The organism is Micromonospora sp. NPDC050795, from assembly GCF_044456785.1.
Taxonomy (GTDB): Bacteria; Actinomycetota; Actinomycetes; order Mycobacteriales; family Micromonosporaceae; genus Micromonospora.
Window position 1 is genome coordinate 183,896 of record NZ_JBITGE010000002.1, and the last position, 23,322, is coordinate 207,217.

Genomic DNA, 23,322 nt, shown 5'->3' on the forward strand with positions numbered 1-23,322 from the left:
ACGGGCCCACCGGGAGGGCCGGCGACCCGCCTCGGAAGCGCTGGCGGGACCACCCGGCGGGCGGGGCGGGCGACTACCGGGCGTGGCCGTGCGCTCAGCTCAGCTCGGCTACCAGCTCCTCGACCGAGGTGACCGGTCGCTGGCAGACGAAACCCCGGCAGACGTACGCGGCGGACCGTCCCTCGACCAGCGGGCGGTCGGCGAGCAGCGGCACACCCGGCTGGTCCGGACGCCCGGCGACGACCACCGCTCCGGGCGGCGCGTGCCGGCGGGCGGCGGCCACCAGGGGGTCGCCGGCCGGGTCGTCGGTGACCACGGCGATCTCGTACGGCCCGGAGAGCAGCGCCTCGCCGACCGTTGCCGCGTATCCGGTGAACCGGGGGTGCTTACCGACGATCGGCGCGACAGTGCCGAGGGCCGCTTCGGCGGCCTCCCGGTAGCGCGTCTCCCCGGTCAGCGCCGAGTACGCCACCAGCCCGGCGATCAACGCCGACCGGCCGGACGGGGTGGCGTTGTCGGTCGGGTCGGCCGGCCGAGCGACCAGCCGTTCCGCGTCGTCGGCGGTGTCGTAGAAGGCGCCACCGGGCGCGGCGAAGTGCGCCAGGGCGGTGTCCAGCAGCTCGCCGGCCAGGGTCAGCCAGCGGGCCTCGCCGGTGAGCTGGTGCAGCGCGCAGAAGGCCTCGGCGACACAGCCGTAGTCCTCCAGGACACCGGCCGGCTCGCCGACCTTGCCGTCCCGGGAAACCCGGCGCAGCCGGCCGTCCACCAGGTGCACGGCGGCCAGGTGCTCGGCGGCCTGGCGCATCGCCCCGTCGGCGACGATGGTGACGCCGTCCATCAGGTTGGCGTCCTCGTCCTGCGGGGACGCGTACACGGCGGCGACCTGCTGGAACTCGGCGATGGCGGTGATCGCCAGACCGTTCCAGGCGGCCACCACCTTGTCGTCGAGGGCCGGCTGGGGGCGGGTGTCCCGGGCGGCGAGGAGTCGCCCGACCACCTGCTGCCAGCGGGCGCGCACCTCGGGCGCGGCGTCGTCCACGTCCCGGGCGAGCCGCAGCACGCTCATGCCATTCTCAAAGGTGCCGTCGTCGGTGACGGTGAACAGGTCGGCGGCGAACCGGCCGTCCTCCTCGCCCAACGCCTCCACGAGCTGCGGGGGCGTCCAGGCGTAGGTGAGCCCCTCGACGCCTTCGGTGTCGGCGTCCAGTGCGGACGCGAACCCCTGCCCGGGCCGGTGCAGCTCGTCGGCGAGGAACCGGGCGGTGTCGCGGGCCACCCGGCGGGCCAGCGGGTCACCGGTGAGTCGCCACAGCTGGGTGTAGAGCCGCAGCAGCAGCGCGTTGTCGTAGAGCATCTTCTCGAAGTGCGGCACCGTCCAGTGCGCGTCCACCGAATACCTGGCGAAGCCGCCCGCAAGCTGGTCGTAGAGGCCGCCCCGGGCCATCGCCTCGGCCGTGTGCCGGGTGATCTCCAGGCTGCCCGGGTCACCGGTGCGTTGGTGGTGGCGCAGCAGGAAGAGAAGGTTCATGTGCGGCGGAAACTTCGGGGCGCCACCGAACCCGCCGTTCGTGGCGTCGTACTCGCTGGCAAGCTTCGCGGCCGCCGCGTCGAGCAGCGGGGCGTCCAGCGGCGCGGTGGGGCCGCCCACGGCCTGCGCGCCGCCGATCGCCTCGACCACGGCGGCGCCCTGGCCCAGCACCGCCTCGCGCTGCTCCCGCCAGGCCGTGGCGACCGACTGGAGCAACTGGACGAAGTTGGGTCGCGGGAAGTAGGTGCCGCAGAAGAACGGGGTGCCGTCCGGGGTGGCGAAGACGGTCATCGGCCAACCGCCCTGGCCGGTCATCGCCTGGGTGGCGGTCATGTAGACCGCGTCCACGTCCGGGCGTTCCTCACGATCCACCTTGATCGACACGAAGTTGTCGTTCATCAGGGCGCCGACCTGCTCGTTCTCGAACGACTCGTGCGCCATGACGTGGCACCAGTGGCAGGCCGCGTAGCCCACCGAGATGAGCACCGGAACGTCCCGTCGCTTCGCCTCGGCGAACGCCTCGTCCGACCAGGGCCACCAGTCGACCGGGTTGTCGGCGTGCTGGAGCAGGTACGGACTGGTGGCCTCGGCGAGTCGATTCACCTGACGACCATAGCCAGCCCCGGCGCGGACCGTGCGGGCTCCACCCGGACGGTCAGGACGCGCCGTCGGCGCGGAGCCGGAACACGTTCGACTCCGCCGAGTCGCGCAGCGACCCCAGCACCGCGCCGATCTTGTCCGCCGGCATGGGCTTGAAGAAGTGGTACCCCTGCGCGGAGGTGCAGCCCAGCTCGGCCAGGGCCATTCGCTGCTCGGCGGTCTCCACCCCTTCGGCGACCACCCGCAACCCCAACTCGTGAGCGAGGCCGACGGTCGTCCGGACGATCGCGGCGGCCTCCGGCGAGTCGGCCATCCGGATGACGAAGGAACGGTCCACCTTCAACTCGTCCACCGCGATCCGGGTGAGGAAGGTCAGTGACGAGAAGCCGGTGCCGAAGTCGTCGACAGCGAGTTGCACGCCCATCGACCGGAGCGTCGAGAGCACCTCGTCGATGACCTCCAGCTCGCTCATCACCACCGTCTCGGTGATTTCCAGAACGAGCCGGTGCGGCGGCACCTGGTGGCGGCGCAACGCCTCGGCGATCTCCGCCGGCAACCGGGGGTCGAGCAGACTGCGCGCCGAGAGGTTGACCGAGATCGGCACGTCCAGCCCGTCCCGGGCCCAACCGGCGGCCACGCTGAGCGCCTTGTTCAGCACGTAGCGGGTGAAGGCGCCGAGTTGCTCGCTGTTCTCCACCGGCCGGATGAAGTCGGACGGGTTCAGCCACCCACGCCTGGGGTGCTGCCAACGGATCAGCGCCTCCACCCCGGTGGGCGCACCCGTGGCCAGGTCGACAGCCGGCTGCAACGCCAGTACCAGCTGATCGTCGACCGTCAACGCCTCACGCAGCTCGGCCAGCAGGGCGAGCTGGTCGGTGCTGGCCGCGTCCCGTGCGCCGTCGTACGCGGCGACGTTGCCACCGCCCTCCTTGGCCTGGTACATCGCGATGTCGGCCCGACGCAGCAGCTCGGTCAGGTCCGCGGTGCCCGCGGCGGCCACCACCACCCCGACCGAGACCTCGATGGACATCCGTACGCCGGCCACCTCGGTCGGTGCGGCCAGCCGTTCGGCGATCTCGCGGGCCTGACGCAACGCGTGGGCCATCGGGGCGGCCCGGTCGCCGAGCACCGGCACCGCCGTGAGCAGCAGGGCGAACTCGTCGCCACCGAGTCGACCGAGCAGGTCACCGCCGCGGACCAGCGCGTTGAGCCGGTTCGCGGTCAGTCGCAGCAGCTGGTCACCCGCCGCGTGACCGAGGGTGTCGTTGACTTCCTTGAACTGGTTGATGTCCAGCAGCAACAGCGCCACCGGGTGGTCGTGGCCGAGCTGTCGCAGCGACTGGTCGCCCTTGCTCAGCATCGCCGCCCGGTTGGCGAGCCCGGTGAGCGGGTCGTGCACCGCCTCGTACGACGAACGGGCGGTCACCAGCCGCAGCTCGTGGTGGGTCGCGGCGTCGTGCAGAGCGGCGGCGAGGGCGTCGCCGAACGCGGCCACCGCGTCACGTTCCCGGGCCGTGGGTGGGGCCGAGCGGGGGAACCGCACCCGCAGCCGACCGACCGGGGTGGCACCGACCGACAGGGCCCGACTCAGCTCGTGCTCGTCCGGCTCCGACTGGTCCGGTGGGCCGGTCTCCCGGTCGACCAGTTGACCGCCGGCGTCGCCCCGGTAGCGGTGCCACCGGCCGTCGGCACGGGCCACGTCGACGTCCACCAGTTCGGCGTTGAACAGCGTCAGCGCCCCGGTGACCGCCGCGCTGGCGACGCCCCGCTCGTCGAGCTGGTTGAGGGCCGCGGTGGCCTCGGCGAAGGCACGCCAGGTGCGCCGCTCCTGATCGGAGCGCAGCCGGTAACGGTAGGTCTGCTGCAACAGCCACAGCAGCGGCGGTAGCAGCAGCAACCAGCGCGGGTCGAGTTCCAGAAGGGCGACCACGACGAGGCCGACCGCCACGTTGCCGACGAACATCAGCAGCTTGCCACGCAGTGCGGCGAGCAGCGGCGGCCCGATCGGCAGCCCGTGCCGCAGACCCAGCGTCACGCCGCCCAGCCAGGCGGTCACCAGGAGGTACGTCACCGAACCGGCGATCACGGCCAGCGCCAGGATCGGGGTGGGTGGCGAGAGCAGGGGTCGCCCGAGCGCGGTGGTCACGGAGACGGCCAGTGCGGACGCGGCGGCCAGCGAAGCGGCGATCCGGACGATCTCCAGGGCCGGACGGCGGTCGCTGTGCAGTGACAGCAGCGTCCAGGCCAGCCCGGTGCCGAGCAGCGTGGCGGACGGGAGCCAGCCGGCTGGAGTCAGGTAGAGGCAGACGATCAGGGCCGCCTCGCCCCAGGTGATGCTGACCATGCCGGCGGCCGAGCGGAATCGCAGCCGGGCGAGCTGGGCGAGGGCCAGGACGGCGACGGCGATGCCGAAACGGGCCGGACCGCCGAGGGGGTCGTCGGCCGGCAGCCGGACCGGGAGGGTCAGCCCGACCGCGGCGGCGGCCAGGGCGGTCAGCGTGACGGCGGCGGTGAGCACGAGCACCCGGCCCGGTGTGCCACGCACCCCGAGCCGATCGAACGGGTCGTCGGCCGGACCGGAGGTCATCGACCTCCCCCGTCAGCCGACCGACCGACGTCGCGGTGGGCGGCCGGTGCTGTGCTGGTCATCGGCGCCCCCTCCCGCACACGGCTCGGGGACTTTTGGTCCCCCGGCGGAAGGCTAAGCCAAACCGGGTGGTCGCAACAGGGGGCGACCACCCGGTTCGGCGTGATTCACGCGCGGACTACCCGTTCAGGTGCTGCTGGTGCCCGTTGGGAGCGGGCGTGGATGAATCACGCCCCCCGGTCCCGTCTGTCGGATCGACGACTGCCGCATCGGCCCTGGTCGGGTCGGTCGGCCCGGACTGCGTGGGGAAGCGGTCCGGCAGACGGCGCAGCCGAGCGTTCATGTTGCGGATCAGCAGAATGGTCGCGGTGGCCAGCAGAAGGATGAGGAAGAGGCCCATCGGCCCGGCCAGACCACCCGTGCGGGTGTCCCCGAAGTTGTTCTCCGCGAGCACCTGGGCAGCGGTCAGCATGGCGTTCCTCCGATGTGCGGTTGGTAACCAGGGTAGCCCCGCCGGGAATCAGCGCGCGTGCGCCGTCTCCCGTACCCCGGCGAAGAGGTCGGACTCTGGCAGTGGGCTGTCGACCATCGAGCGCGCCAGCTCGTAATCCTCGGTCGGCCAGGCGCTCCGCTGGAGCTCCATCGGCACGTGGAACCAGAAGCCGTCCGGGTCGACCTGGGTGGCGTGGGCGCGCAGCGCGTCATCGCGGACCGGGAAGTATTCGGCGCACTCGACCCGGGTGGTGATCCGCGGGCCCTTGTCGGGGCGGTCCTCCCACCGCTTGAGCCACTCCTCGTAGGGCGACTCGAGACCGGCGGCGAGCATGCCCTCGTGCAGGGCCATGATCTTGCCCTTGGAGAAGCCGATGTCGTAGTAGAGCTTCAGTGGCTGCCAGGGCGCGCCCAGCTCCGGGTAGCGCTCCGGGTCACCGGCGGCCTCGAACGCGGCCACGCTCACCTTGTGGCACATGATGTGGTCCGGGTGCGGGTAGCCACCCTCCTCGTCGTACGTGGTCACCACGTGCGGACGGAACTCGCGCATCAACCGCACCAGCGGGCCCGCCGCGACCTCGACGTCCTGGAGGGCGAAACAGCCCTCGGGCAGCGGCGGCAGCGGATCGCCCTCGGGCAGACCCGAGTCGACGAAGCCCAGCCAGGCCTGGTCGACGCCGAGGATCGCCCGTGCGGCGTCCATCTCGGCACGCCGGATCTCGCCGATGTTCGCCCACACGTCGGGTCGGTCGAGCTTGGGGTTGAGCACGCTCCCGCGCTCGCCACCGGTGCACGTCACGACCAGGACGTCCACCCCCTGAGCGACATATTTCGCCGTCGTCGCCGCGCCCTTGCTCGACTCGTCGTCCGGGTGCGCGTGCACGGCCATGAGACGCAGTTGCTCTGCCAACTTCGGCGCTCCTCGTCTGTGCCGGACGGTGGACCCGACCGGGCTCGACCGGCTGACCTGCCGGGATCTTTCTCGCCGCACCCTGTCACCGGCCACCAGCGCCGGGCATGACCTGCCATTCCTGCCGCTGGACCGGGTGGGAGGATGGGGCTCTGTCATTCTTGCCGATGCCGCCGACAACAACGCCAGGAGATACCCGCCGGTGACCGAGACGCACGCCACAATTTCACCAGGCGCGCCGGTGTTCCCGGCCGGACGCTACGGCCGCCGTCGGGCACCGGGCGGAAAGCGCCGCCGCACGCTGATGGCCGCGCTGGCGCTGTTCGCGCTCGTCGCGACGCTGACCGTGATCTCGGTCCGGCTCTACCGCCAGTACGGCGACCCGGTCTACGACGCCCAGGTGATCACCTACACCGACATCACGGACAAGCAGGTGCTTGTCGACTTTCGGGTGACAGTCCCGTCCGGTGGGTCAGCGGTCTGCGTGCTGCGTGCCCGGGACCGTGCCGGTGCCGAGGTCGGCCGCGAACAGGTCACCGTGACCGCCGATCCCGGGGATCGGCACGTCACGACCCAGCACCGCCTGACGACCACCGCGCGGCCGTTCATCGGCGAGGTCCTGCGCTGCCAAGCACCCTCCTGAGCTGCCCAAACAGCACCAGAAGTGGGGCTGACGGGGCGTTCACCCCCGGTGTGTGATCCGGACACCGGCGGTGATGGCCGACACGCTGTGTCGTACCGCACTGGTAACTTGGTAGTTCACCTGTCAGCCAGCCACGCACAACTGAGGAGAACGCCTGTGTCCACTGGCAACGAGGCGCCCGCCACCTGGCTGTCCCAGGACGCGTACGACCGCCTCCAGGCCGAGCTCGACGAGCACATCGCCAACCGCCCGGTGATCGCAGCCGAGATCAACGCTCGGCGCGAGGAGGGCGACCTGAAGGAGAACGGCGGCTACCACGCCGCCCGCGAGGAGCAGGGCAAGGCCGAGGGCCGCATCCGCTACCTCCAGGAGCTGCTGCGCACCGCGAAGGTCGGCGCGGCGCCGACGGCGGACGCGGTGTCGCCCGGCATGGTGGTGACGATCTACTTCGACGACGACACGAACGACACCGAGACCTTCCTGCTCGGTTCCCGGGAGATCGCCGCCACCACCGACCTGACCGTCTACAGCCCCGAGTCCGCGCTGGGCAAGGCGATCCTGGGCGGCCGCGCCGGGCAGACCTGCACCTACACGGCCCCCAGCGGCGCCGACATCAAGGTGACAGTGGTCAGCTTCGAGCCGTTCTCCGGCTGACCGTCGCCGATCGCGTCACCGGCTGCCGGCCGGGTCGACCGACGCCGGCACCCCGCTGCCGACACACTTCCCATCCGAGGCGTGGCACCCACAGGTGTCACGCCTCGGCCGCGAAGACCACCTGGTAGCCGCTGGCCCGCAGGGCGCTGATCAGGGTGTCCGAGTGCTCGACACCACGGGTCTCCACCGACAGCGCCACCTCCACCTCGCCGAGGCTGAGGTGCGGGTTGGCCCGCTGGTGTTCCACGTCCACCACGTTGGCCCGGTGCTCGGCGATCTGGCTGAGCAGCGACGCGAGCTGCCCCGGCCGGTCCGAACAGCGGACGGTCACCCGCAGGTAACGGCCCGCCGCGGCCAACCCGTGCTCGATCACCCGCATCATCAGCAGCGGGTCGATGTTGCCGCCGGAGAGCACCGCGACCACCGGCGTCTGCACCTCGACCACACCGGCCAGCAGCGCGGCCACACCGACCGCACCGGCCGGCTCGACCACCTGCTTGCCCCGCTCCAGCAGCATCAGCAGGGCCCGGGAGATGTCCTCCTCGGAGACCGTGACGATCTCGTCGACCAGCTTGCGCACGTGGTTGAAGGTGATCTCGCCCGGCCGGCCGACCGCGATGCCGTCGGCGATGGTGGAGAAGATGGGCAGCCGGACCGGTTCCCCGGCCACCAGTGAGGGCGGGAACGCCGCCGCACCGGCCGCCTGCACGCCGATGATCCGGACGTCCGGACGCAACGCCTTGGCGGCCACCGCCATGCCCGAGATCAGACCGCCGCCACCCACCCCGGTAATGATCGTCTTCACGTCCGGGCACTGTTCGAGGATCTCCAGCGCCACAGTGCCCTGCCCGGCGATCACATCAGGGTGGTCGAACGGGTGGATCAGCACCGCGCCGGTGCGCTCGGCGTACGTGTGCGCCGCGACCAGCGACTCGTCGACAGTGTTTCCGGCCAACTCGACCTGCGCGCCGTACCCCTTCGTGGCGGCCACCTTCGGCAGCGGCGCGTTGACCGGCATGAAGACGGTGGCGTGCGTGCCGACCAGGCCGGCGGCGAGAGCCACGCCCTGCGCGTGGTTGCCCGCGCTCGCCGCGACCACCCCACGCTCCCGCTCCGCGGCCGACAACCGGGAGATCCGCACGTACGCGCCCCGCACCTTGTACGAGCCGGCGCGCTGCACGTTCTCGCACTTGAGCCACGTCGGCCCACCCAGCGCCGCGCTGAGCGGCCGGGAGGGCTCGAGTGGGGTGGTGCGGGTGATGCCAGCGAGCAACTCCCGTGCGGCCCGCACGTCGTCGAGACCGACCAGTTCCGTCATGCCCCGATCGTGCCATTCGCCCCCGGGGCACCCTGCGGCGACACCGGTGCGAGGCGTACGGGACACGATCACGCGGTGGCCGTCGACCCCGTCTCGACGCGGGGATAACCGGGGGCGTGGCGCGTCCACGGGGCGGCCATCTCGAACTGCCCGGCCACACCGAGCAGCAGCAGCTCCGAGCCGGGCGGACCGACCAGCTGCACGGCGACCGGCAGACCATCGGGGCGGCGTCCGACCGGGACGACGACCGCCGGCAGGCCGGCGATGTTCCAGGGTGCGGCGTACGGGGCGTACCGGATGTTGGCTGTCATGTTCGCCCGCCAGGACCGCTCCGACCAGCGGGCCGCCTCCGGTGGCGCGCTGGCCAGCGCCGGGGTGAGGAGAAGGTCGACCGAATGGTCGGTGAAGAAGTCGACAGACCGTTGCCGCCAGGCGGCCCGGTCCGCCTCGCGCACGTAGCCGCGACGCTGCGCCCACTCGCCGAGCGCGACGTGTCGCCGGGTACGCCGTTGCAGCCCACGGCGGTCCAGACCGGAGGCCCGGACGTCGGTTGCGGCAGCGGCGAACCAGGTGGCGATGCCCTGCAGGCCGAGCGCGGTCGGGTAGACCGGATCGGCGGGCACGGTGTCGTGCCCGGCGGCGGCGAGGAGCCGACCGGCGGCGGCGACCGCGTCCCGGTTGGGCGCGTCCGGTGCGACACCGCGCACCGGGGAGCGCAGCGAGACACCCACCCGCAGCCGCTGCGGGGGGACCAGCTTCTCGGGACGCCGGCCGGCGAGCACCGAGAAGCCGACCGCCGCGTCGGCGACCGTGCTGGTCAACACGCCGTGCTCGGTGAGGCCGAACCAGTCGTCCGCCCCGAGCTGGCAGGGGACCACGCCCCGACCCGGCTTGAGCCCGACGAGTCCGCAGCAGGCCGCCGGAATCCGGATCGAGCCGAGACCGTCGTTCGCGTGGGCCATCGGCACCAGCCCGGCCGCGACCGCGGCGGCGGCACCACCGGAGGACCCACCGGGGGTACGCGTGCTGTCCCACGGGTTACGGGTCACCGCGCTGTCGTCGTCGGTGAGCGCCCACAGCCCCAGCTCCGGCATTCGCGTCACGCCGAGGATCACCGCGCCGGCGCCGCGCAGCCGACGCACCACCTCGTGGTCGGCCTCCGCAACGTCGGTGCGGGCGGCGGCCGACCCGTTCCAGGTGGGCAGGCCGGCGACCGGGGTGTTCTCCTTGACCGCCACCGGAACCCCGGCCAGCGGCAGGTTGGCCAGGTCCTCCTGCTCGTCGACCTTCTCCGCCTCGGTGATCGCCTCACCACCGCGAACGGCGCGGAACGCGGCCAGCTCACGGTCGGCTCGGGAGATGTACTCAAGGTGGTCGGCGACGACCTGGGTCGCCGAGACGTCACCTCGACGTACGCCCCGGGCGATCTGCTTGGCGGTCGCTCCGACCCAGGTCGCCATGATGTCCTGCACGGCCATCCTTCCCCAGCGGTCAGCCCAGTGCCTGCTCCAGATCGGCGAGTAGGTCGTCGACCGTCTCGATGCCGACAGACAGTCGCACGAGATCGCCGGGAACTTCAAGCGGCGAGCCGGCAGCACTTGCGTGTGTCATCCGACCCGGGTGCTCGATCAGGGATTCCACACCACCCAGCGACTCGGCGAGCACGAAGAGCTTGGCCCGGTTGCAGATCTCGACGGCGTGGTCCTCACCACCGGCGGCGCGGAAAGAGATCATGCCGCCGAACCGGCGCATCTGCTTGGCGGCCACCTCGTGACCGGGGTGTGAGGGCAGCCCCGGATAGAGCACCTGGGCGACCTTGGCGTGACCGTCGAGGTACGCGGCGAGCCGCTCGGCGTTGTCGCAGTGCCGATCCATGCGTACCCCGAGGGTCTTGATGCCGCGCAGGGTGAGCCAGGCGTCGAACGGCCCGTTGATCGCGCCCATCGCGTTCTGGTGGTAGCGCAACTCCTCGCCGAGCCCGGCGTCGGCGACGACGAGGGCACCACCGACCACGTCCGAGTGCCCGCCGACGTACTTGGTGGTCGAGTGCACCACCACGTCCGCGCCGAAGGCGATCGGCTGCTGGAGGTACGGCGAGGCGAAGGTGTTGTCCACCACCAGCAGGGCGCCCGCGTCATGTGCCACGGCGGCCAGGGCGGCGATGTCGGCGATGCCGAGCAGCGGATTGGTCGGCGTCTCCACCCAGACGATCTTCGTGCGGCCGGGCTGCACCGCCGCCCGGACCGCGTCCGGGTCGGAGACCTTGGCCGGGCTGAACTCCAGGCCCCAGCGCTGCGCGACCCGGGCGAAGAGCCGGTACGTGCCGCCGTACGCGTCGTCCGGGATCACCACGTGGTCACCGGGCTGGCACACGGCCCGCAGCAGGGTGTCCTCCGCCGCGAGGCCACTGGCGAAGGCGAGCCCGACCCGCCCGCCCTCCAGCGCCGCCAGGCACTCCTGGAGCGCGTCACGGGTCGGGTTGCCGGAGCGGCTGTACTCGTAGCCGAGGCGGGGTGCCCCGACGGCGTCCTGGGCGTACGTGCTGGTCTGGTAGATCGGTGGTATCACCGCGCCGGTGCGGGCCTCGGGGTCCTGACCGGCGTGGATGGCGAGCGTCTCGAAGCCGTGACTCATTCTGGTGAGGCTAGTGCCCCGTCCCGCAGGCTGGAACGGAACCCGTGCTCCCGGGCGAGGGTCGGACCGACCGGCCCGACCCTCGCGCTCCTCGATCCCGTCAGCCGGCCGGGACCGGCAGCACGTGCAGCATCGCCGGACGGGCTCCGGTCCAGTCCCAGCTGACCGCGTAGAGCCGGGCTCCGTTCGGCGACCAGGCCAGTCCTCCGGCGGGAAGCTCGTCACCCAACTCGTAGCGGGCCAGTTCGGTGCCGTCCAGGGCGAAGAGGAAGACGTCCGGGGCGTAGTAGGCGTGGGCGCCGGCGGCGATCATGGTGCCGGTACGCGACAGCTCGACGGCGCGCGGGTACGGGCCGGTGGCGTACGTCGCGCTGGGCGTGGCGATCTCGGCGAACGGGAACGCCTGCACCAGGGGCGGTGAACCGGCGGCCGTGTAGAGAGTGGTGCCGGTCGGGTCGAGGGCGACGTCACGGAGGTTGCTGCCGACAGCGCTGAAGGCGTTGGTCCTGGGTGCGCTCAGTGCGCCTGCGGCACCGATGTCGTACGCGTACACCGATGCGGGGCTCAACCCCGGCTGCCCGACCAGCAGCACCGAGCGGTTCTGGCTGGCGGCGGCGAGCAGCGGAGCGCCGTAGAAGTACTGGCCGACGGCCACCCCCGTGGCGACCCGGGCCGGCTGGCGTCCCAGGTCGATCCGACCGATGTTGCCGTCTCCCTGGCCACAGCCGTAGCCGAACCACAGGTACCGACCGGTCAACGCCAGCGACGACGGGCACTCGCCCGCGCCGGTGTCGTACCGGGCCGACTCGACCAGCGAGCCGGTGTCGAAGGCGGCGATGGCGTTGGCGGTGGGCAGCGCCACGTAGAGGGTCCGCCGGTCGGCGCTGAGCAGCAGGTCGGTGGGGCCGGGCAGGCCCGACAGCGTGCCGACCACGGTGCCGGTCGCGCTGGTCACCACGACATCGGTGGCGGAGCTGCCACCGCTGACGAAGACCCGGTCACCGGCCGACACCACGTCGGCCACCGTGTTCAGCGGCAGTGTGGTGGCGGTCTGCGCAGCGGCCGCCTGGGCGTGGCCCGGGGCCGCGCCGGTGAGCAGCCCGGCGGTCAGCGCCGCCAGCGCCAGGGTGAGACCTCTTCTGATCTGCAAGCTTCGTCCTCTCAGAGCGTCGACGCGGACGTCGACGGCCGGGATCACCCCGCGCTCATTTATTCACGTAGATGACTATCACAGCCGGTTCGGGCGTGGGGGGCGCCGTGGCCCGCGAGGCCGCCGCATAGCCTGGCCCGATGAGCGGTTGCGTGTTCTGCGGGATCGTGACGGGCGAGGTGCCGGCGTTCCGGGTGGCCGACACCCCGGACGGGGTGGCGTTCCTGGACACCCGGCCGGTGTTCAAGGGGCATGTCCTGGTGGTGCCCCGGCCGCACCTGGTGACCCTGGCGGAGTTGCCGGCCGACCTGCTGCCCGCCTACTTCGCCATGGTTCAGCGGCTGGCGGTGGCGGTGGAGACCGCCCTCGGTGCCGGTGGGACGTTCGTGGCGATGAACAACAAGGTGTCCCAATCGGTGCCCCACCTGCACACCCACGTGGTCCCGCGCACCAAGGGCGACGGGTTGCGGGGCTTCTTCTGGCCGCGCACCAGGTACGACGACGACACCGAGGCCCAGACGTACGCGGACCGGATCGCAGCAGCGCTCCCCGGCGGGGCCTGACTGACGGTCACGCGGGTAAGAAAGCTGGACCCTCCGGTGTTACACGCTGGGAGAGGTACGAGAGGAGATCCCCACCGTGTTTTTGCGCCGTATGAACGCCGAAATGGTCTCGCCCGACCAGGCCCTGCCGGGCCGTCCGATCGCCATGCCGGTCGCCGACCGCCACGAGGTGCTGGGCACCCCGTTGCAGGGCCCGTTCCCTGAGGGCCTCCAGGTCGCGGTCTTCGGCATGGGCTGTTTCTGGGGTGCCGAGCGGCTGTTCTGGACGCTGCCCGGCGTCTACACCACCTCCGCCGGCTACGCGGGTGGCATCACCAAGAATCCGACGTACGAGGAGACGTGTTCCGGCCGGACCGGGCACGCCGAGGTCGTCCAGGTGGTGTACGACCCCGGCAAGATCAACTATGAGGATTTGCTGAAGGTCTTCTGGGAGAACCACGACCCGACCCAGGGCATGCGCCAGGGCAACGACGTGGGCACCCAGTACCGCTCGGCGATCTACACGACCACCGACGAGCAGCGGACCATTGCGGAGTCGTCCCGCGACGCGTTCCAGCCGATCGTGGCACGGACCGGCAAGGGTGCGATCACCACTGAGATCGCCCCGCTCGGCAGCTACTACTTCGCCGAGGACTACCACCAGCAGTACCTCGCGCCGACCAAGAACCCGAACGGGTACTGCAACCACGGCCCGAACGGGCTGAGCTGCCCGGTCGGCGTGGCCCGTGTCGGCGGCTGAATCGAGGCGTTAGCCTGATTCGGACGTATGGGAGGGCACGATGAGCGGCGACAGCGCCAGCCGTCCGCACGGCTACGCCAAGCCGGTCGTCGTGCCCGAAACCCTCGATGAACTTCGCGGGCCCACGTCCGGGGTGATAGATCTACCACGCCACCTCAAGTGGTCCGGCAACTCTCGTTACGACCTTGCGCAGCCCGGACGCGTTGGCGACCTGTACCGGACGGTCCTCAACGAAGCTGCCAGTCGGGCCGACCTCTACACCTACCTCAGCCGCGACACCCTGATCAAGCTCTGGCCGTCGATGTGGTTACCCCAAGCCGTGCGCCGAGCCTGGGAAGAACGCTTTTCCGAACTCCGCAGCGCCCCTCGACGCGCCGCCTGAACGATGCTGCCGAGCCACATCAAGATCACTCGAGTCGCACTCGCGGCTGCCGGCCGTTTCGGCTTCGCCCTGGCCGGCGGCTACGCGGTGAGCGCGCACGGTATGGGCAGTCGACTCAGCCGCGATGTGGATCTCTTCACGGCCTGGCACCTGCGCGCCTCGTTCCCGGAAGCGGTCGACAACGTCATCGTCGCTCTGGAAGAGCACCAACACGCGGTCACCATCCTGATTCGGAACGACACGTTCGCCCGTCTGCTCGTCGCGGATCGGAATGATCCAGACGGGGAGCCGGACAAGCTGGAGATGTCGGCGGACTGGCGAGCGCACGAGCCCGTGATGTCCGCCGTCGGCCCTGTCCTCCATCCCGACGACGCCGTCGCCAACAAGATGTGCGCCCTCTTCGGCCGCGCCGAAGCTCGGGACTACCTCGACGTGGACGCCGCCCTCCTGAGCGGCCGGTACACGAGGCAACGTCTTCTCGAGCTGGCCGCGGCTGCGGATCCCGGCTTCGAGCCGCGTGCCTTCGCAGACGCCCTGGGCGCGTTGACCCAGATCACGGACGCGGACTTCGACTGCTACGGGATACCGGCCGCGGAGCTACCCGCTCTCCGCGAGCGTTTCGCGCACTGGCGACGCGAGCTCATCGACGCTCCAAGGCAGAGCGGCTGAGGCCGTGTCCGCCCCGCTCGGCAGCTACTTCGCCGAGGACTACCACCAGCAGTACCTCGCGCCGACCCGACCTTCGCCACCTGAGGCACCGCCGTTCGGCCACCCCCGGAGGTGTCCGGGCATTCCCGTTCGGCCCTGTGATCGAAATCCGTTGCCGAGCCCGACGAGAACTCGATAACGTGGCCGTACACGTGAAAGGAGGTGGTCCAGACTTGTATAGCAATCGGACTCGTGAGGTGGCTGTCAGCTAGCCGCTGTCCTCGACAGTGATCGGCCTGCCGCGAGGCGGGCACAAGCACCATCGTCGAGACCGTGTGGCAGCGGTGCGGCGAATCCACGACAGCCACCCGACCCCCGGGGTGCCGGCCAAGTCCAGCCGGCCCGCGCACATGCGCGGAGCGCCCCGGGGGTCGCTCCATATCCGCGGGAGTGGCGATGTCCATGCGCGAGCTGGTGGTGCTGGGGACGGCCAGCCAGGCGCCGACCCGTCAGCGCAACCACAACGGGTACGTGTTGCGTTGGGACGACGAGGTGATCCTCTTCGACCCGGGTGAGGGCAGCCAGCGCCAACTCCTGCACACCACCGTCACCGCCACCGACCTGACCCGGATCTGCGTCACCCATTTCCACGGCGACCACTGCCTGGGCCTGCCCGGCACCATCCAGCGGCTCTCCCTGGACCGGGTGGCCCACCCGGTCGCTGTGCACTTTCCCGCCGGTGGCGCCGAATACTTCGCCCGGCTGCGCTACGCCACCTCGTTCTACGAGACCGCCGAGCTGCGGGTCGAGCCCATCGAGGCGGACGGGCAGCGGATCGCCCTGCGCTGCGGCACGCTGGAGGCACGCCGGCTCCGGCACCCCATCGAGACGTACGGTTACCGGCTGGTCGAGCCGGACGGGCACCGGATGCTGCCGGAGAAGCTGGCCGCGTACGGCATCGCCGGGCCGGCCGTCGGCGAGCTGATCCGCGTCGGGCACCTGGACCTCGACGGACACCGCGTCACCCGGGCCGACGTGAGCGTGCCCCGGCCGGGGCAGCGGTTCGCGTTCGTGATGGACACCGGCCTCTGCGACGGGGTCTACGCCCTCGCCGAGCACGCCGACCTGCTGGTCATCGAGTCGACGTTCCTGGAGTCGGAGGCCGCGCTCGCCGCCGAGGTCGGCCACCTGACCGCGGCGCAGGCCGCCCGGGTGGCGACCGAGTCCGGGGTACGCCGGCTCGTGCTCACCCACTTCTCCCAGCGCTATCCCGACCCACGCCGGTTCCACGACGAGGCGCGCGCGCACTTCGACGGCGAACTGATCATCGCCGAGGATCTGAGCACGGTGCAGGTTCCGCCCCGCCGGGTAGCCTCGGCCGGGTGACCGTCACGCTCCGCCCTGCGACCGAAGGCGACCTGATGGCGGTGGGTGCCCTGCACCAGCGCTCCCGGGTCGCCGCGTACTCCGCCTTCGTGCCGGCCGAGGCACTGGCCGACCCGACACCGGAGGCGATGGGGCGGTACTGGGTCGAGCGGTGGATCTGGGAGCGGGACACCCACCGGATGACAGTGGCCGAGCGGGCGGGGGCGCTGGTCGGGTTCAGCTACCTGGGCCCGGACGACGAGGACGCCCCCGCCACCGGGCTGCTCAACGCGATCCACCTCGACCCTGCCGAGCAGGGCCGCGGCGTCGGCCGCACCCTGATGGTGGACGCCCTGGACGCCATGCGGGCGCAGGGCTGGCGGCGTGCCGTGCTCTGGGTGCTGCGGGACAATGCCCACGCCCGTTCCTTCTACGAACGCGGCGGCTGGACCCCCACCGGCGCCGAGCGCGCGGAACACATAGGCAACGCCCTGACCCCCCAGATCCGCTACACCCGCCCCCTCTAACCCACCCCACCCCACCCCCGCCTTGGCCCCGCACCCCACCCACCCACCCAGCGCCGATCTTGCACTTCCTGTCGGGACAAAACCTGACAAGAGCCGCGTTCGGGCGACAGTAAGTGCAAGATCGACGGGGCGGGGGGCGGGGTCCCGGGGTTCCGGGGTCCGGGGAGGGCTAGTGGGCTCCCAGGTGGGACAGGAGGTCCTGGCGGGTCAGGACGCCCTTGGGCTTGCCGTCGACCAGGACCAGCGCGGCGTCGGACTTCTCCAACATGCCCACCGCCTCGCTCACCGGCTGACCACCGCCGATCATCGGCAGCGGGTCGCCCATGTGCCGCTCGATCGTGTCGTGCAGGTGGGCCTGGCCGGTGAACAGCGCGTCGAGCAGGTCCCGCTCGGCGATCGAGCCGGCGACCTCACCGGTCACCACGGGCGGCTCGGCCTTGAGCACCGGCAGTTGCGAGACGCCGTACTCGCGCATGTAGTCGATCGCGTCGCGGACGGTCTCGGTCGGGTGCACGTGCACCAGCTCGGGCAGCCCGCCCGGCTTGCTCGCCAGCGCATCGGCCACCGTCGGCTCTGCGCCTGAGTTGTCGAGGAAGCCGTACCGGGCCATCCACGAGTCGTTGAAGATCTTGGAGAGGTAGCCGCGACCGCCGTCGGGCAGCAGCACCACCACCACGTCGTCCGGGCCGGCCCGGCGGGCGACCTCCAGGGCGGCGACCACCGCCATGCCGCAGGAACCGCCGACCAGCAGCCCCTCCTCGCGGGCCAGTCGCCGGGTCATCTCGAAGGACGCCTTGTCGGAGACCTCCACGATCTCGTCGGCGACACCCCGGTCGTACGTCTCCGGCCAGAAGTCCTCGCCGACGCCCTCCACCAGGTACGGACGGCCGGTGCCGCCGGAGTAGACCGAGCCCTCCGGGTCGGCCCCGATGACGCGCACCCGACCCTCGGACGCCTCCTTGAGGTACCGGCCGATGCCGGAGATGGTGCCGCCGGTGCCGACGCCGGTCACGAAGTGGGTGAGTTCGCCGTCGGTCTGCTTCCACAGCTCCGGACCGGTCGTCTCGTAGTGCGAGCGCGGGTTGGCCGGGTTGCTGTACTGGTTGGGCTTCCAGGCGCCGGGGATCTCCCGGGTCAGCCGGTCCGAGACGTTGTAGTACGAGCGCGGGTCCTCCGGCGCGACGGCGGTCGGGCAGACCACCACCTCGGCGCCGTACGCCCGGAGCACGTCCTGCTTGTCCTGGCTGACCTTGTCGGGGCAGACGAAGACGCACTTGTAGCCCTTGAGCTGGGCCACCAGGGCCAACCCGACGCCGGTGTTGCCGCTGGTCGGCTCGACGATGGTGCCACCGGGTTTGAGCAGGCCGGCGGCCTCGGCGTCCTCCACCATCCGCAGCGCGATCCGGTCCTTCACCGAGCCGCCCGGGTTGACGTACTCCACCTTGGCCAGCACGGTGGCCTGGATGCCCTCGGTGACGTTACGCAGACGCACCAGCGGGGTGTTTCCGATCATGTCGACGACGTTGTCGTAGTACTGCACGGTGTGCCCTTCGTTGCGGCGCCGGCGGTGGGCGACCGGGAAGACGATTGCTCACCGCCAGCGTACGTGTCGTCAGGGCACCAACCCCCCGGGGATGACCGAGCTGCGGCGGGCCTCCCACTCGAGGAACCGGTCGGTCTCGGCGAGCACGCTGCCAGCCAACCAGGTGACCATCACCGCGTCGTCGGCCAGCCCGAAGATCGCCAGCGGGATCTCCGGGAGCAGGTCGATCGGCGAGACGATGTACGCCGTCGCCGCGGTCATCAGGGCCAGCCGAAGGCCGCCGTCGTACTCCCCCTTGGTGGTGGCCCTGATCATCCGGGGCAGCGCTGCCAACCGCGTGCCGATCGACGGCCCGTTGCGCGCCCCGGCCGCCAGGGCCCGCGCCAGGGCCGTGAACGCCGCGCTGCGCTTCAGTGTCTTACCCATCGTCGCGCTCCTCTCCGCCGGATCAGCGTGGCGGGTCGGCGCAAGTCGGCCGGCCTCTGGAACCCAGGTACCCCGTCGCGTCGGTTTCCAGGCACCCGCGTGCCGTCACGACGACAGCGGTGTGTCGGGCCAGCGCGATAATGTCGAGATATGGGGGTGGCAGGTTTCGTCGTACCCGATGAGCGCTGGCGGCAGGCCAGGCGCGTCGCCCTGCTGGCGGCCATCGGGACGGGCGCCACAGCGGCGGCCGTGGTGGCGACCGGCGGGGTGCTGGTCGGCCAGGCCCGCCAGGCACGACGGACCATCCCGATGGCCGAGGCGCCGCCGCCCCGCTGCGACGGGATGTACGGCGCGAAGTTCCCCGGCCCGGCGCTGACCATGGTCGTGCTCGGTGACTCGTCGGCGGCCGGCTACGGGGTGCACCGCCGTCGCGAGACGCCCGGGGCGCTGCTCGCCACCGGCCTGTCCCGGCGACTGCACCGGCCGGTGCAGCTGCACCGCTTCGCGGTGGTCGGCGCCATCTCGGCGGCGCTGCGCCACCAGGTGGAGGCGGCGCTGGAGTGCCGACCCGACATCGCGGTGATCCTCATCGGCGGCAACGACATCACCAACCGCACCCCGCGCGGCCTGGCGGTGCGCTACCTGGTCGAGGCGGTGCACACCCTGCGTGACGCGGGGTGCGAGGTGGTCGTCGGCACCTGCCCCGACCTGGGCGCGATCCGCCCGATCCAGCCTCCCCTGCGCTGGCTGGCGCACCGCTGGAGCCGCCAGCTCGCGGCCGCCCAGACGGTGGCCGTGGTCGAGGCGGGCGGGCGGACGGTCTCCCTCGGTGACCTGCTCGGCCCCCGGTTCGCGGCCGAGCCGACCCGGATGTTCGCCTGGGACCGGTTCCATCCTTCCGCCGAGGGGTACGCGATGGCTGCCGCCGCGCTCCTGCCGACGATGCTCTCCGCCCTCGGCGCGACCCCGGAACGACGGGCCACACCGACGCTCGGGGAGGGCGTACGGTCGCTGCCGAGGGCCGCGCAGGAGGCGGCCCGACACGCCGGCACGGAGGTCAGCGGCGTCCAGGTGCGAGGCCGTGATCGGGGGCCGGCCGGCCGGTGGGCGCAGCTGCGCCGACGGGCGTTCTTCGGTGTCGGCGCGGTGCCGCAGCACGGGTCCGCCTCGGACACCTCGACAGTGGAGGGACTGGCATGAACGAGCGCAGCGCGCGGAGCGTGACCTCCGGCCTCGCCGGCCGACTGGGTCGGGCGGCGGCGATCTCGCTGTTCGCCGGCACTGTCGGGGGCGCCGCCGTCCTCGCGGGTGAGGCGTTCATCGCCCGGCACCGACGCTACGCCGAACCGGAGCTCGGCCTTGCCCTGCGCGCCACGATCGGCCGGGCGGGCGCTGCCCCGCTGCGGCTGGTGCTGCTGGGCGACTCGTCGGCACTGGGCGTGGGTGTCGACCGTCTGGAGGACACCATCGGCGGGCAGTTGGCCAATCTGCTCGCCGAGGGCCCGGCCGGCCGCCGGGTGCACCTGTCCAGCGTCGGCGTCTCCGGTTCCCGCTCGACGGACCTCGCCACCCAGGTGGCCCGGGCCCTGCTCGGCGAGCGGCCCGACGTGGCGTTGATCCTGATCGGCGCGAACGACGCCACCGGGCTGCGCCGGCCCTCCGACGCGGCGGCCTATCTCGGCGCTGCGGTGCACCGCCTGCGCGAGGCGCGCGTCGAGGTGGTGGTGGGCACCTGCCCCGACCTCGGGGCCGTGCGTGCCATCGCGCCTCCGCTGCGGCAGGTGGTCGGCTGGTCCGGGCGTCGGGTGGCCCGCGCGCAGACCACTGCCGTGCTGGAGGCGGGCGGCTCGGTGGTCGACCTGGCCACCGAGACCGGGCCGGTGTTCCGGGCCGATGCCGGGACGCTCTGCCAGGACGGCTTCCACCCCTCCGCCGACGGCTACCGGGTGTGGGCGCACGCGCTGCTGCCCGCCATCGTCGCCGCGGCGGCGGCCACGACCCGGCGCTAGATCGCCCCGGTGAGGGTGACATTTCCCGCCGCGCCGGCTTCTTCCGCGCCATGTTACCGGCGGGTTAACGTTGGTCCATGCCGATTGAGTCGTCCCGCGACGCCGTCATCGTCGCCACCGCCCGCTCCCCCATCGGCCGGGCGCACAAGGGTTCCCTGCGCGACGTCCGCTCCGACGACCTCGCCGCGACCATCGTCCAGGCCGCGCTGGACAAGATCCCCGCGCTCGATCCGACCACGATCGACGACCTCTACCTCGGGTGCGGCCTGCCCGGCGGCGAGCAGGGCTTCAACATGGCCCGGGTGGTGTCCACCCTCCTCGGTCTGGACACTGTCCCCGGCGCCACGCTGACCCGCTACTGCGCCTCCTCGTTGCAGACCACCCGGATGGCGATGCACGCCATCCGGGCCGGCGAGGGCGACGTGTTCGTCTCCGCCGGGGTGGAGATGGTTTCCCGCTACGCCCGGGGCAGCTCCGACGGGCTGCCGTCCGAGGCGCAGGCCCTGGTCGGCGGCCGCTGGGAGAACCCCCGCTTCGGCACGGCCGCTGAGCGCTCGAAGCGCCGCGCGCAGGGCGACGCCGAGGTGTGGACCGACCCGCGGGAGGCCGGCGAGCTGCCCGACATCTACCTGTCCATGGGGCAGACCGCGGAGAACCTGGCCCAGGTGTACGACGTCACCCGCGCCGACATGGACGAGTTCGGCGTACGCAGCCAGAACCTCGCCGAGAAGGCCATCACCGACGGTTTCTGGGCCCGGGAGATCACCCCGGTCACCACGCCGGACGGCACAGTGGTGAGCACCGACGACGGGCCCCGGGCCGGCGTCACCCTCGACGCGGTCGGCGGCCTGAAGCCGGTGTTCCGCCCGGACGGTCGGATCACCGCGGGCAACTGCTGCCCGCTCAACGACGGCGCCGCCGCAGTGGTGGTGATGAGCGCCCAGCGGGCCGAGGAACTCGGGCTCACCCCGCTGGCCCGGATCGTCTCGACCGGCGTGACAGCCCTGTCGCCGGAGATCATGGGTCTCGGGCCGGTCGAGGCGTCCCGGCAGGCGCTGCGCCGAGCCGGCATGACCATCGACGACGTCGACCTGGTCGAGATCAACGAGGCGTTCGCCGCGCAGGTCATCCCCTCCTACCGCGAGTTGGGCATCCCGGAGGAGAAGCTGAACGTCATGGGCGGGGCCATCGCGGTCGGTCACCCGTTCGGCATGACCGGCGCCCGGATCACCGGCACCCTGCTCAACGCACTCGAGTGGCACGACAAGACCATCGGTCTGGAGACCATGTGCGTGGGCGGTGGCCAGGGCATGGCCATGGTGCTCGAACGGCTCAGCTGAGCCGAGCAGCCCTCAGAGCGCGCTGCGGGTCGCCGTCACCTCGGCGGCGGCCCGGGCCAGCGCCTCGGGCCCCGGGTGGGCGGCCAGCAGGTCCGCCGTGACCACCCGCAACTGATCGGGCAGGGCCAGGTCGTTGTCGAGCCGGGGCACCACCCGACGGGGCTCCCCCTCGGCGTCGGCGGCCAGGTTGGCCACCTCCTGCACCAGGCGGTGCACCAGGTCGGCGCGGGACACGTTGCCGGCGGTCGCGACCGCCGCCCACCGGGGCTGCTGCCAGTGCGCGATCTGACGGACCAGCAACTGCACGGCCTTGTCCAACTCCGCTGCGCTCATCGCCGCCGAGTCTACGGCCGACACCGGCCGCGTCCGGGTCGGGCTTGGTCAGCGGCGCAGATAACTGAGCAGCCGCAGCAACTGCCAGTAGAGGAAGACCAACCCGGTGAGCAGGCCGAACGCGCTCAGCCACGCGTACCGACGGGCTCGGCCGTCCCGCACCGAACGCTCGACGAGGTCGAAGTCGAGAATGAAGCTGAACGCCCCGGCGATGATGGCCACCACCGAGAAGGCGTACGGCAGCCAACCGACCTGCCCGCTGACGCTGTAGACCGCCAGGCCCGACCGCCCGGTGATCAGGTACGACACCAGGTTGACCACGCTGAGCACGGCGATGCCGAGCAGGGTGCCGATCACCAGGCGGGCCAGGCGGGGCGTCGCCCGGATCACCCGGGCCCGGTAGAGCGCCGCCATGCCGAGGAAGACGCCGAAGGTACCCGCCACCGCCTGCACCACGATGCCCGGATAGACCTGCTCGAAGGTGCGGCTCGCCACCCCCAGCAGCAGCCCCTGGAGGATGGCGTAGCCGACGATCGGCACCGGGTTGGTGATCCCCCGCAACGAGATGACCAGGACCAGAGCGATCGAGGCGAGCGCGCTGCCGGCCAGCGCCGCGCCCAGCCACACCGCGTCGGGGATCACCGCCCAGGACACCGCCGCGGCCGCGCCGGTCACCAGCAGCAACCCGACGGTACGGACCACCACGTCGTCGACGGTCATCGGCTCGACGTCACGGGCGCCGAGCACCCGGGCCTCCACCCGGCCGGTTTCGTCCAGCCGGTTGAGCACCGGGTTGTTGCTGCGCACCGCCGCCTCCTTAGCCCGCGTACCCCCCGAAGTCACTCTGCCCCGGGCGGACCGGCGGCGGCGGGCAAACGGCGCGGACGACGGCGCCCGCCCTCACCGAAGTGGGGACGGGCGCCGGTCGGCA

General features: G+C 71.9%; 22 protein-coding genes and 1 pseudogene. 11 read left to right on the forward strand and 12 right to left on the reverse strand.

What is annotated here, in order from left to right:
* Nucleotides 1-94: 94 nt before the first annotated feature.
* From ACIBEF_RS03075 to mca, 4 genes are all read right to left on the reverse strand, one after another.
* A complete protein-coding gene (locus ACIBEF_RS03075) occupies nucleotides 95-2,131 on the reverse strand; it encodes a thioredoxin domain-containing protein (RefSeq protein WP_396790688.1) in 2,037 nt (678 codons plus the stop codon).
* A 52-nt stretch (nucleotides 2,132-2,183) separates the two neighbouring features.
* On the reverse strand, nucleotides 2,184-4,715 hold the full coding sequence (locus ACIBEF_RS03080; RefSeq protein ID WP_396790690.1) for a putative bifunctional diguanylate cyclase/phosphodiesterase: 2,532 nt from the start codon (nucleotides 4,713-4,715) through the stop codon (nucleotides 2,184-2,186).
* Nucleotides 4,716-4,893: 178 nt separating this feature from the next.
* The gene (locus tag ACIBEF_RS03085) at nucleotides 4,894-5,187 is read right to left on the reverse strand and encodes a hypothetical protein (RefSeq protein ID WP_396790692.1); all 294 of its coding nucleotides are present in this window, start codon (nucleotides 5,185-5,187) and stop codon (nucleotides 4,894-4,896) included.
* 48 nt (nucleotides 5,188-5,235) lie between these two features.
* Nucleotides 5,236-6,117 carry a mycothiol conjugate amidase Mca gene (mca, locus tag ACIBEF_RS03090; RefSeq protein ID WP_396790694.1) on the reverse strand — a complete coding sequence of 294 codons (882 nt, stop codon included), beginning with the start codon at nucleotides 6,115-6,117 and terminating at the stop codon, nucleotides 5,236-5,238.
* Nucleotides 6,118-6,319: 202 nt separating this feature from the next.
* On the opposite strand from mca, the gene ACIBEF_RS03095 reads away from it, so the two are divergent.
* Both ACIBEF_RS03095 and greA read left to right on the forward strand, forming a co-directional pair.
* Nucleotides 6,320-6,760: a DUF4307 domain-containing protein gene (locus ACIBEF_RS03095; protein ID WP_396790695.1), complete on the forward strand. Its 441-nt coding sequence runs from the start codon at nucleotides 6,320-6,322 to the stop codon at nucleotides 6,758-6,760.
* A gap of 156 nt (nucleotides 6,761-6,916) precedes the next feature.
* The gene (gene greA, locus ACIBEF_RS03100; protein ID WP_357196766.1) at nucleotides 6,917-7,414 is read left to right on the forward strand and encodes a transcription elongation factor GreA; all 498 of its coding nucleotides are present in this window, start codon (nucleotides 6,917-6,919) and stop codon (nucleotides 7,412-7,414) included.
* A gap of 97 nt (nucleotides 7,415-7,511) precedes the next feature.
* On the opposite strand, the gene ilvA is transcribed toward greA, so the two are convergent.
* From ilvA to ACIBEF_RS03120, 4 genes are all read right to left on the reverse strand, one after another.
* Complete coding sequence (gene ilvA, locus ACIBEF_RS03105; RefSeq protein WP_396790697.1) at nucleotides 7,512-8,732, reverse strand: threonine ammonia-lyase; 1,221 nt, start codon at nucleotides 8,730-8,732, stop codon at nucleotides 7,512-7,514.
* A 68-nt stretch (nucleotides 8,733-8,800) separates the two neighbouring features.
* Nucleotides 8,801-10,210: an amidase gene (locus ACIBEF_RS03110; RefSeq protein WP_396790699.1), complete on the reverse strand. Its 1,410-nt coding sequence runs from the start codon at nucleotides 10,208-10,210 to the stop codon at nucleotides 8,801-8,803.
* 13 nt (nucleotides 10,211-10,223) lie between these two features.
* Nucleotides 10,224-11,366: a cystathionine gamma-synthase gene (locus tag ACIBEF_RS03115; protein WP_396790701.1), complete on the reverse strand. Its 1,143-nt coding sequence runs from the start codon at nucleotides 11,364-11,366 to the stop codon at nucleotides 10,224-10,226.
* A 100-nt stretch (nucleotides 11,367-11,466) separates the two neighbouring features.
* Nucleotides 11,467-12,516, reverse strand: a complete 1,050-nt coding sequence (locus ACIBEF_RS03120; protein WP_396790703.1) for a hypothetical protein — start codon at nucleotides 12,514-12,516, stop codon at nucleotides 11,467-11,469.
* A 140-nt stretch (nucleotides 12,517-12,656) separates the two neighbouring features.
* On the opposite strand from ACIBEF_RS03120, the gene ACIBEF_RS03125 reads away from it, so the two are divergent.
* The 6 genes from ACIBEF_RS03125 to ACIBEF_RS03150 all read left to right on the forward strand — a co-directional run bounded on the left by ACIBEF_RS03125 (nucleotide 12,657) and on the right by ACIBEF_RS03150 (nucleotide 16,740).
* Nucleotides 12,657-13,079 carry an HIT family protein gene (locus ACIBEF_RS03125; RefSeq protein WP_357196754.1) on the forward strand — a complete coding sequence of 141 codons (423 nt, stop codon included), beginning with the start codon at nucleotides 12,657-12,659 and terminating at the stop codon, nucleotides 13,077-13,079.
* Nucleotides 13,080-13,155: 76 nt separating this feature from the next.
* Nucleotides 13,156-13,818, forward strand: a complete 663-nt coding sequence (gene msrA, locus ACIBEF_RS03130) for a peptide-methionine (S)-S-oxide reductase MsrA (RefSeq protein ID WP_396790705.1) — start codon at nucleotides 13,156-13,158, stop codon at nucleotides 13,816-13,818.
* Nucleotides 13,819-13,858: 40 nt separating this feature from the next.
* Nucleotides 13,859-14,200, forward strand: coding sequence for a hypothetical protein (locus tag ACIBEF_RS03135; protein ID WP_396790707.1), 342 nt, complete (start codon nucleotides 13,859-13,861; stop codon nucleotides 14,198-14,200).
* Nucleotides 14,201-14,203: 3 nt separating this feature from the next.
* Nucleotides 14,204-14,869, forward strand: a complete 666-nt coding sequence (locus tag ACIBEF_RS03140; RefSeq protein WP_396790709.1) for a nucleotidyl transferase AbiEii/AbiGii toxin family protein — start codon at nucleotides 14,204-14,206, stop codon at nucleotides 14,867-14,869.
* Nucleotides 14,870-15,304: 435 nt separating this feature from the next.
* A complete protein-coding gene (locus ACIBEF_RS03145; protein ID WP_396790711.1) occupies nucleotides 15,305-16,234 on the forward strand; it encodes a ribonuclease Z in 930 nt (309 codons plus the stop codon).
* On the forward strand, nucleotides 16,231-16,740 hold the full coding sequence (locus ACIBEF_RS03150; protein ID WP_396790713.1) for a GNAT family N-acetyltransferase: 510 nt from the start codon (nucleotides 16,231-16,233) through the stop codon (nucleotides 16,738-16,740). Before ACIBEF_RS03145 ends, ACIBEF_RS03150 begins: the two co-directional genes overlap by 4 nt.
* 169 nt (nucleotides 16,741-16,909) lie before the next feature.
* Here ACIBEF_RS03150 and ACIBEF_RS03155 read toward each other — a convergent pair whose 3' ends face one another.
* Together ACIBEF_RS03155 and ACIBEF_RS03160 are read right to left on the reverse strand one after the other, a co-directional pair.
* Nucleotides 16,910-18,280: a cystathionine beta-synthase gene (locus tag ACIBEF_RS03155; RefSeq protein ID WP_355005636.1), complete on the reverse strand. Its 1,371-nt coding sequence runs from the start codon at nucleotides 18,278-18,280 to the stop codon at nucleotides 16,910-16,912.
* A gap of 72 nt (nucleotides 18,281-18,352) precedes the next feature.
* Nucleotides 18,353-18,709, reverse strand: a complete 357-nt coding sequence (locus ACIBEF_RS03160; RefSeq protein ID WP_112582466.1) for a YkvA family protein — start codon at nucleotides 18,707-18,709, stop codon at nucleotides 18,353-18,355.
* 150 nt (nucleotides 18,710-18,859) lie between these two features.
* Here ACIBEF_RS03160 and ACIBEF_RS03165 point away from each other — a divergent pair.
* From ACIBEF_RS03165 to ACIBEF_RS03175, 3 genes and pseudogenes are all read left to right on the forward strand, one after another.
* Nucleotides 18,860-19,920: pseudogene (locus tag ACIBEF_RS03165) on the forward strand (SGNH/GDSL hydrolase family protein); the annotation flags it as partial.
* Nucleotides 19,906-20,718 (forward strand): SGNH/GDSL hydrolase family protein, encoded by an 813-nt coding sequence (locus tag ACIBEF_RS03170; RefSeq protein WP_396790847.1) that lies wholly within the window; start codon nucleotides 19,906-19,908, stop codon nucleotides 20,716-20,718. The pseudogene ACIBEF_RS03165 and the gene ACIBEF_RS03170, both read left to right, overlap by 15 nt.
* Before the next feature lie 77 nt (nucleotides 20,719-20,795).
* Nucleotides 20,796-22,058, forward strand: coding sequence for an acetyl-CoA C-acetyltransferase (locus tag ACIBEF_RS03175; protein ID WP_396790715.1), 1,263 nt, complete (start codon nucleotides 20,796-20,798; stop codon nucleotides 22,056-22,058).
* Nucleotides 22,059-22,070: 12 nt separating this feature from the next.
* On the opposite strand, the gene ACIBEF_RS03180 is transcribed toward ACIBEF_RS03175, so the two are convergent.
* Both ACIBEF_RS03180 and ACIBEF_RS03185 read right to left on the reverse strand, forming a co-directional pair.
* Nucleotides 22,071-22,391 carry a hypothetical protein gene (locus tag ACIBEF_RS03180; RefSeq protein ID WP_355005640.1) on the reverse strand — a complete coding sequence of 107 codons (321 nt, stop codon included), beginning with the start codon at nucleotides 22,389-22,391 and terminating at the stop codon, nucleotides 22,071-22,073.
* A gap of 48 nt (nucleotides 22,392-22,439) precedes the next feature.
* Complete coding sequence (locus ACIBEF_RS03185) at nucleotides 22,440-23,198, reverse strand: Bax inhibitor-1/YccA family protein (RefSeq protein WP_366610327.1); 759 nt, start codon at nucleotides 23,196-23,198, stop codon at nucleotides 22,440-22,442.
* Nucleotides 23,199-23,322 lie beyond the last annotated feature (124 nt).